Source organism: Komagataeibacter diospyri, from assembly GCF_006538165.1.
GTDB lineage: Bacteria > Pseudomonadota > Alphaproteobacteria > Acetobacterales > Acetobacteraceae > Komagataeibacter > Komagataeibacter diospyri.
Genome location: NZ_BDLU01000073.1, coordinates 1 through 7,537, shown reverse-complemented (window position 1 = coordinate 7,537; position 7,537 = coordinate 1). Strand labels below are relative to the sequence as shown.

Below are 7,537 nucleotides of genomic sequence, written 5' to 3'. Positions count from 1 at the left end.
CTCGGCCACCCGCAGGCCTGCCCCGTACGCGATCGAAAGGGCAGCCTGGTGCTTGAGGCAGGTGGTTGCGTTGAGCAACCGGGCAACTTCATCGCGGCTCAGCACGACGGGCAGGTTGCGGGGCTGCGCTACCCGGACCAGCCTGCGTGCAAGGTCGGGGCGGTCGAGCGTCCGGGTGAAGAAAAACCGCAGCGCCGACACGATGGCGTTCATGGTCGGTGTCGGCATGCCAGCCGCGTTCTGCGCAATCTGGAACTGACGCACATCCTCGACTGTTGCCGTGTGGGGTGAGCGGCCCAGAAACGTGGCGAAACGACCGACATCGCGAAGGTAATTGCGCTGCGTCTCCCGGGAGAACCGCCGCACCGCCATGTCATCAGGCAGGCGCTGGCGAAGGGGACTGATTGCAGCAATGCACAGGGACTCTGTCATCATCCGGCTCCTTCTGGTGGGAAGAAGCCAGAGTGCTTGGCCCGATCAGAACAGTTCCAAATAAAAGCAGGTCTCTCACGCCGTGGTGACAGGCCTTCACATCACACCAATCCCGCGCAGCGGGTTCGTTCTTCCCCCCTAAACTGCCTGTCCGCTCAACGAACATGAAGCGGACAGGCGGCAGACGCCTTCTGTCCGGACATAGAATTATCCAGATCGCTCTCCGCATAGCGGACATCATTGGTTTGAAGCTCTACCGCCGAGTTTGAGCCAAGAAGCTGACTAGCAGGATTAGAATTACGCATCAAATAAAACGGACAAGCCTTTGCGCATGCGCGACGTGCTACGGGCGATGATAGAGTCCTGCGGGATCATTCGTCGACCTGCGGTGATCGACAAACGATGCCGCGCCAGCCTGCATCGCTTAGCGGAGACTGAAATTTGTGATCGTCTGCCTGTGTGGGGGAATTCGACCCACGACAAGATATAATGTTGCAGCTCGTCGAGCCCTCACCGTGAAGTTCTCCGATAGCGAACGAGCAGCGCGAAACCTAGGAATAGTGCCGTGAAGGTCCGTTGCGAGGTATGTCCATGTTGCTAACTTCAGCATTACCAATAAGAGCTACTTTGGCCTAATTGGACTATTAAATTGCGGCGAGGCAGACTATGAAAACCATGTCGGCGTGCGATGCCAAGAACTGTTTTGGGTTGCTGATCGACGCTGCGCGAGCTGAACCTGTGCTGACCCAAAAGCATGGGCGCGGCGTCGTGGTGGTCGTGGCGGCAGAAGAATCTGAACGGCTTTCCGCACAGTCTCAGCGCATGGACAACGAGGGAAATGAGTTCAAGGAGGCGTCGAAACGTGCCAATTAAGGTATTCGCGGATATTGCGACAGGCCAGATTCCGAAGGATGCCGGTTGGCTGCCTGTGGATGATGACAGCATGAACCCGTTTCCTGACGTGTCGATGGAGCTCTGATGCAAACCGCGAATCAGAACCCCGAACAGATCGCACGCGACCAGATCGACAAGCACCTAGTTGAGGCGGGGTGGCACGTTCAGACCATGAAAAAGCTCGATTGGTCCGCCGGTCAGGGCATTGCCGTCCGGGAATACCAGACCGATACAGGCCCCGCTGATTACGTGCTCTTCGTAGATCGCCGTGCTGTCGGTGTGATCGAGGCCAAACCCAAGGAGTGGGGGCACAAGATCACCACGGTCGAGGAACAGTCTTCCGACTATGCGGCAGCCAAGCTTAAGTGGGTCAATAACAAGGAGCCGTTGCCCTTCGTGTATGAAAGCACGGGCGTCATTACACGTTTTACGGACGGGCGTGACCCCAAACCCCGCTCACGCGAGGTGTTTACCTTCCACCGGCCCGAGACGATGGCCGAATGGCTGTCCAAGCCCAAATCCATCCGTGCGCGGCTGCATGACATTCCGCCGCTCGATCCCGCAGGCTTGCGCGATTGCCAGATCACAGCAATCCAGAAACTGGAGAAATCATTCCGGGAAGACCGCCCGCGCGCGCTTGTGCAAATGGCGACCGGTTCGGGCAAGACCTTTACCGCCATCACTTCCGTTTATCGCCTGCTCAAATTCGCGGATGCCAAGCGCATCCTATTTTTGGTGGACACGAAAAACCTTGGCGAACAAGCCGAACAGGAGTTCATGTCCTACCTCCCGAACGACGACAACAGGAAGTTCACTGAGCTTTATAATGTGCAGCGCCTGCGCTCATCGTTTATCGCAAGCAGCACTCAAGTGTGCATCAGCACCATCCAGCGGATGTATTCTATCCTTAAAGACGAACCGCTGGAGGAAAGCGCAGAGGAAAGCAATCCCGCCGAACGCCTTGTGCGCGGTAAGACGCCGTTGCCGGTGGTCTACAACCCAAAAATCCCGCCGGAGTTCTTCGACTTCATTATCATCGACGAGTGCCACCGCTCCATCTATAATTTGTGGCGGCAGGTTCTGGAATATTTCGATGCCTATCTGATCGGTCTCACGGCCACACCTGATAACCGCACCTACGGCTTCTTTCATAAGAACGTCGTGAGCGAGTATGGCCATGAACGCGCCGTGGCCGATGGGGTCAATGTCGGTAACGAGGTTTATCTCATTGACACGCAGATCACCCGTCAGGGCGTGCAGATCAAGGCGCAGCAACAGGTCGAAAAGCGCGAACGTCTGACACGTAAGAAACGCTGGGAGCACCAGGACGAAGACGAGCGATACAGCGCCACCCGGCTAGACCGCGACGTAGTGAACCCCGACCAGATTCGTACGGTGATCCGCGCCTTCCGAGACAGCCTGCCCGACATATTCCCTGGCCGCGACGAGGTTCCCAAAACCCTGATCTTTGCCAAGACCGATAGCCACGCCGACGACATCATCAACATCGTCCGCGAGGAGTTTGGGCAGGGCAACGACTTCTGCAAGAAGATCACCTATCAGGCGGTCGAAGACCCAAAATCCGTCCTCGCCCAGTTCCGCAACAACTATAATCCACGTATCGCCGTGACCGTGGATATGATCGCCACAGGAACGGATGTGAAGCCGCTCGAATGTCTGCTTTTCATGAGGGATGTGAAGAGCCGCAATTACTTCGAGCAGATGAAAGGGCGCGGTACCCGCACCCTTGATGCTGACAGCCTTAAGAAGGTCACGCCGTCAGCTAAAACAGCCAAGACGCATTATGTCATCGTCGATGCCATAGGCGTCACTAAATCCTGCAAGACCGCCAGTGAGCCGATCATCACCAAGCCACATGTCTCATTGAAGGACCTCGCCACCGGCGTGATGATGGGCATTCGTGACGAGGATACGGTAAGCTCACTGGCGGGCCGCCTGGCGCGGCTCGACAAGCAGCTCGACGATAAGGACAAGGCTCGCATCGAGGAAACGGCGGGCGGTGTCCCGCTCCATGACATCGTGCGTCGCCTGTTCGACGCCATCGACCCAGACCGCATTGAGGAAGCAGCCACCAAGGTGGCGGGCGGCGAGCCGACAGATGCCCAGCGCGAACAGGCACGGAGCAAGCTTGTCGGAGAAGCAACCAACGTCTTCACTGGGCCGCTCGTCACGCTGATCGACGGCATCCGTCGTGACAAGGAACAGACTATCGATCACGACAATCTTGATACCGTGATCGGCCAGGGCTGGGACGGCGATGCGAAGGAAAACGCCGAGACGATGGCGAAGGAATTCGCCAACTATCTGGAAGAACACCGCGATACGATTGAGGCGCTGACCATCTTCTATAGCCAGCCCGCGCGCCGCTCGCACATTACTTACGCGATGATCAAGACGGTGCTGGACTCCCTCAAGATCGACCGGCCCAAACTTGCGCCGCTGCGGGTCTGGCGGGCTTATGCCTTACTCGACGAATATAAAGGCTCCGATCCTGTGAATGAACTGACCGCGCTGGTGGCGCTGATCCGGCGTGTCTGCGGGATCGACCCGAAACTTGCGCCCTACGCCGACACCGTGCGACGTAACTTCCAGAACTGGATTTTGAAGCGCCACAGCGGCGCGGGCGAGAAATTTACTGAGGAGCAGATGGACTGGCTACGCATGATCCGCGACCATATCGCCACCTCGTTCCATGTTGAGCCTGATGACTTCGATATGTCGCCCTTCGACGCCAGAGGCGGGCTGGGGAAAATGTATCAGCTTTTCGGCGTGGGCATGGATGGCGTGATCGACGAATTGAACGAGGCGCTGGCGGTATGAGTAAAGAGTTGTGGGATATTCTGCCATCGTGGACGTGGGCAGAGATTGAAAATGTTGGCCGTGTTGTCTCCGGTGGCACCCCCTCCACGAAAGAAGCATCATACTGGGGAAAAGAAATCGTCTGGTTTTCGCCCGCCGATTTGAGCGGCTATAAGACGAAATATATCGCGCGTGGTGCAAAGTTTCTGAGCAGAAAGGGATTGGTGAACTGCTCGGCACAGATAATGCCGAAGGGAACAGTTATGTTCTCCTCACGTGCACCTATCGGCTATGTAGCGATTACCTCCGTGGAAGCCGCCACAAATCAGGGCTTCAAGAGCATCGTGCCGGCAGACGGCGTATTCAATGAATACCTTTATTATTATCTCAAGGCTGCCAAGTACGTTGCCGAAGAACGGGCGACAGGCACAACCTTCAAGGAAATTTCAGGATCGGCCTTCGCCAAGATGCCTGTTCCGGTGGCTCCCACGAACGAACAGCGTCGGATCGTGGCCAAGATTGAGGAACTGTTCTCAGAACTCGACAAGGGCGTCGAGAGCCTCACCACCGCCCGCGAGCAACTCAAGGCATACCGCCAATCTGTCTTGAGGGCAGCATTTGAGGGAAAATTGACTGAGGGTTGGCGTAAACAGCATCCTGAATTGCCAGACGCTGAAGCTCTGCGGGAGAGCCTCAGCTGTGCGCGTTCTGCACAAGCGTCCGAACAAAAAAAAAGGCGACGAACACGAAAGCTCGCTCCTGTTACTCCGCTTACATCGGAGGTTTTGGAAACATTGCCGGATATCCCGTCTGAATGGGTGTGGGAAAAGCTGGGCTGGCTCACGTGCGGCGTTGAATACGGTACATCGGCTAAGTCATCTAAGTCTGGCCGTGTGCCTGTGGTGCGGATGGGTAACATTCAAAATGGCGTGATTGATTGGGATAATCTTGTTTTCACAGACGATGCAGCGGAGATCGCAAAATACTCGCTTTGCTCAGGCGATGTGTTGTTTAACCGAACAAATAGCCCGGAGCTGGTTGGGAAAACGGCCATTTATCGCGGAGAGCGCTCTGCAATATATGCCGGATATTTAATTAGAATAAACCACAACGAAGCCATCGTAGATAGCGACTATCTGAACTTCTTTCTTAACTCACATAGCGCTAGGTCATATGGAAATTCTGTCAAGACGGATGGCGTGAACCAGTCCAATATTAACGGTGAAAAGCTACAGAGTTATCCTTTTCCGTACTGCTCTTTGGCAGAACAGCAAGAGATTGTCCGCATTCTTCAAAGACAACTCTCGTTATGTGACAGCCTTTTTGTCGATGTGGAGTCCCAACTAAACCGCTCCGATACCCTACGCCGAGCCATCCTCAAACGTGCCTTCTCCGGTCAACTCGTGCCGCAAGACGACCGTGATGAACCGGCTTCCGTCTTGCTGAAGCGTATTCGCGCCGAACAGGATGAGGGTAAAAAGAAAAAACCGCGCAGCCGCAATAATCGTCGAAAGGAAGCCGCATGAGCACCGCTCCTATTATTTCCAAGGTCTGGAGCTTCTGCAATACGTTGCGCGATGATGGCGTGGGCTATGGCGATTATCTGGAGCAGATCACTTATCTCATCTTCCTCAAGATGGCTGATGAATATTCCAAACCGCCCTATAAGCGCAATGTCGGCATTCCCGCGAAATATACCTGGCCGAGCCTGAAGGCCAAGCGCGGGGCGGAGCTGGAAGCCCATTACCTGTCGTTGTTGCGCGAACTGGGGGCACGAAAGGACGTGCTCGGCCAGATTTTCACCAAGTCACAGAACAAGATTCAGGACCCGGCAAAGCTCTACCGTCTCATCGACATGATAGACGAGGTGCAATGGGTGAGCATGGGCGCCGATGTCAAAGGCGACATCTATGAGGGGCTGTTAGAGAAGAACGCGGAAGACACAAAATCTGGCGCGGGGCAATACTTCACGCCGCGTGCGCTCATAAAGGCGATGGTCGAATGCGTGCGCCCCGAGCCCGGAAAGTCTATCGCCGATCCGGCGTGTGGTACCGGCGGTTTTTTCCTCGCCGCCTACGATTTTCTGACCAATCCCGCGAATTACAAGCTGGACAAGGATCAAAAGACTTTCCTCAAGCACAAGACCTTCTATGGCAACGAGATCGTCACCAATACACGCCGGCTGTGCCTGATGAACATGTTTTTGCACAATATTGGTGAGATCGACGGTGATGTGCTCATTTCGCCCAATGACGCCCTGATAGCACCCAGTGCACAGAGCTTCGACTACGTGCTCGCCAATCCGCCCTTCGGTAAGAAAAGCTCCATGAGCTTCACCAACGACGAGGGGGAGGAAGAGACCGACGACCTCACCTATAACCGTCAGGATTTCTGGGCGACGACCTCGAACAAGCAGCTCAATTTCGTTCAGCACATCCGCACGATGCTCAAAACCACGGGCCGCGCGGCCGTCGTCGTGCCCGACAACGTGCTGTTCGAGGGCGGTGCTGGCGAGATCGTGCGTCAGAATCTGCTCAAGACTACTGATCTGCACACGATCTTGCGTCTGCCGACTGGCATTTTCTACGCCAACGGTGTCAAAGCGAACGTGCTCTTTTTTGACAACCACACGGCGGCCAAAAACCCGTGGACGAAGGAGGTCTGGTTCTACGATTACCGAACCAATATCCATCATACGCTGAAAAGAAAGCCATTGCGCTTCGAGCATCTTGAGGCGTTCATCGAATGCTACAACCCGCAGAACCGCCACAAGCGCAAGGCGACATGGGATGCCACGAAGAACCCGGAAGGCCGCTGGCGCAAATTTACCTATGGCGAGTTGACGGCGCGCGACAAGACGAGCCTCGATGTCTTCTGGCTCAAGGACAAAAGCCTCACCGACCTCGACAATCTGCCCGAACCGGACGATTTGGCGGAGGAGATTATCGAGAACCTTGAAGCGGGGCTAGCAAGCTTCCGACAGGTTCTGGCAGGACTAGGGAAAACGGTAGGCACTTGAACAGGCTCAGTAAGTCGGGTGATTGTTCCAGATAGCCCATATCGCCAAGCTGTCCTAGCTAACCGCTCCTCACGAGGGGCAACATGCAGCGGAACGATATTCATGTCGAAGAACAAAGCGATTCCTGATCAGCGGGTTACCCCTATGCTAACCCAGACCATATTGAACCGGCCGGTCATGTTTTCCCCTCAAGGGGCTGAACAACTGCTATGGGGCACGCAGCGGCCGTCACACGTAGTTGAATGATCGGCAAGAGACGTCGTGTCTTTGCGCTCTGAAGCGGACTTACTGCTTACCTGAAGAGTTTCGGGCGCCGTGAGGCGTACGAAAGTCGGGGAGGACCGAACCCGCGACACCGGGACTCAGTTATGG

General features: G+C 55.6%; 5 protein-coding genes. 4 read left to right on the top strand and 1 reads right to left on the bottom strand.

Annotated elements, in window-relative coordinates:
- Window positions 1-432, bottom strand: a 432-nt coding sequence (locus MSKU9_RS16990) for a tyrosine-type recombinase/integrase (protein WP_227002562.1), incomplete at its 3' end; no start/stop codon positions are given.
- A gap of 666 nt (window positions 433-1,098) precedes the next feature.
- Here MSKU9_RS16990 and MSKU9_RS16985 point away from each other — a divergent pair.
- The 4 genes from MSKU9_RS16985 (at window position 1,099) to MSKU9_RS16970 (ending at window position 7,165) form a co-directional block, all read left to right on the top strand.
- Window positions 1,099-1,305: a type II toxin-antitoxin system prevent-host-death family antitoxin gene (locus MSKU9_RS16985; protein WP_141262544.1), complete on the top strand. Its 207-nt coding sequence runs from the start codon at window positions 1,099-1,101 to the stop codon at window positions 1,303-1,305.
- A gap of 105 nt (window positions 1,306-1,410) precedes the next feature.
- Window positions 1,411-4,167 (top strand): type I restriction endonuclease subunit R, encoded by a 2,757-nt coding sequence (locus MSKU9_RS16980; RefSeq protein WP_141262543.1) that lies wholly within the window; start codon window positions 1,411-1,413, stop codon window positions 4,165-4,167.
- Entirely contained in the window at window positions 4,164-5,672 is a 1,509-nt protein-coding gene (locus MSKU9_RS16975; RefSeq protein ID WP_141262542.1) for a restriction endonuclease subunit S, read from the top strand. Before MSKU9_RS16980 ends, MSKU9_RS16975 begins: the two co-directional genes overlap by 4 nt.
- Window positions 5,669-7,165: a class I SAM-dependent DNA methyltransferase gene (locus MSKU9_RS16970; RefSeq protein WP_141262541.1), complete on the top strand. Its 1,497-nt coding sequence runs from the start codon at window positions 5,669-5,671 to the stop codon at window positions 7,163-7,165. The genes MSKU9_RS16975 and MSKU9_RS16970 overlap by 4 nt, the downstream gene beginning before the upstream one ends.
- The last annotated feature ends 372 nt before the right edge of the window (window positions 7,166-7,537 follow it).

Excerpts from the sequence above, each read along its gene's own strand:
- MSKU9_RS16970 (WP_141262541.1), top strand. The coding sequence starts at position 5,669 with ATGAGCACCGCTCCTATTATTTCCAAGGTCTGGAGCTTCTGCAATACG.
- MSKU9_RS16975 (WP_141262542.1), top strand. The coding sequence starts at position 4,164 with ATGAGTAAAGAGTTGTGGGATATTCTGCCATCGTGGACGTGGGCAGAG.
- MSKU9_RS16985 (WP_141262544.1), top strand. The coding sequence starts at position 1,099 with ATGAAAACCATGTCGGCGTGCGATGCCAAGAACTGTTTTGGGTTGCTG.
- MSKU9_RS16980 (WP_141262543.1), top strand. The coding sequence starts at position 1,411 with ATGCAAACCGCGAATCAGAACCCCGAACAGATCGCACGCGACCAGATC.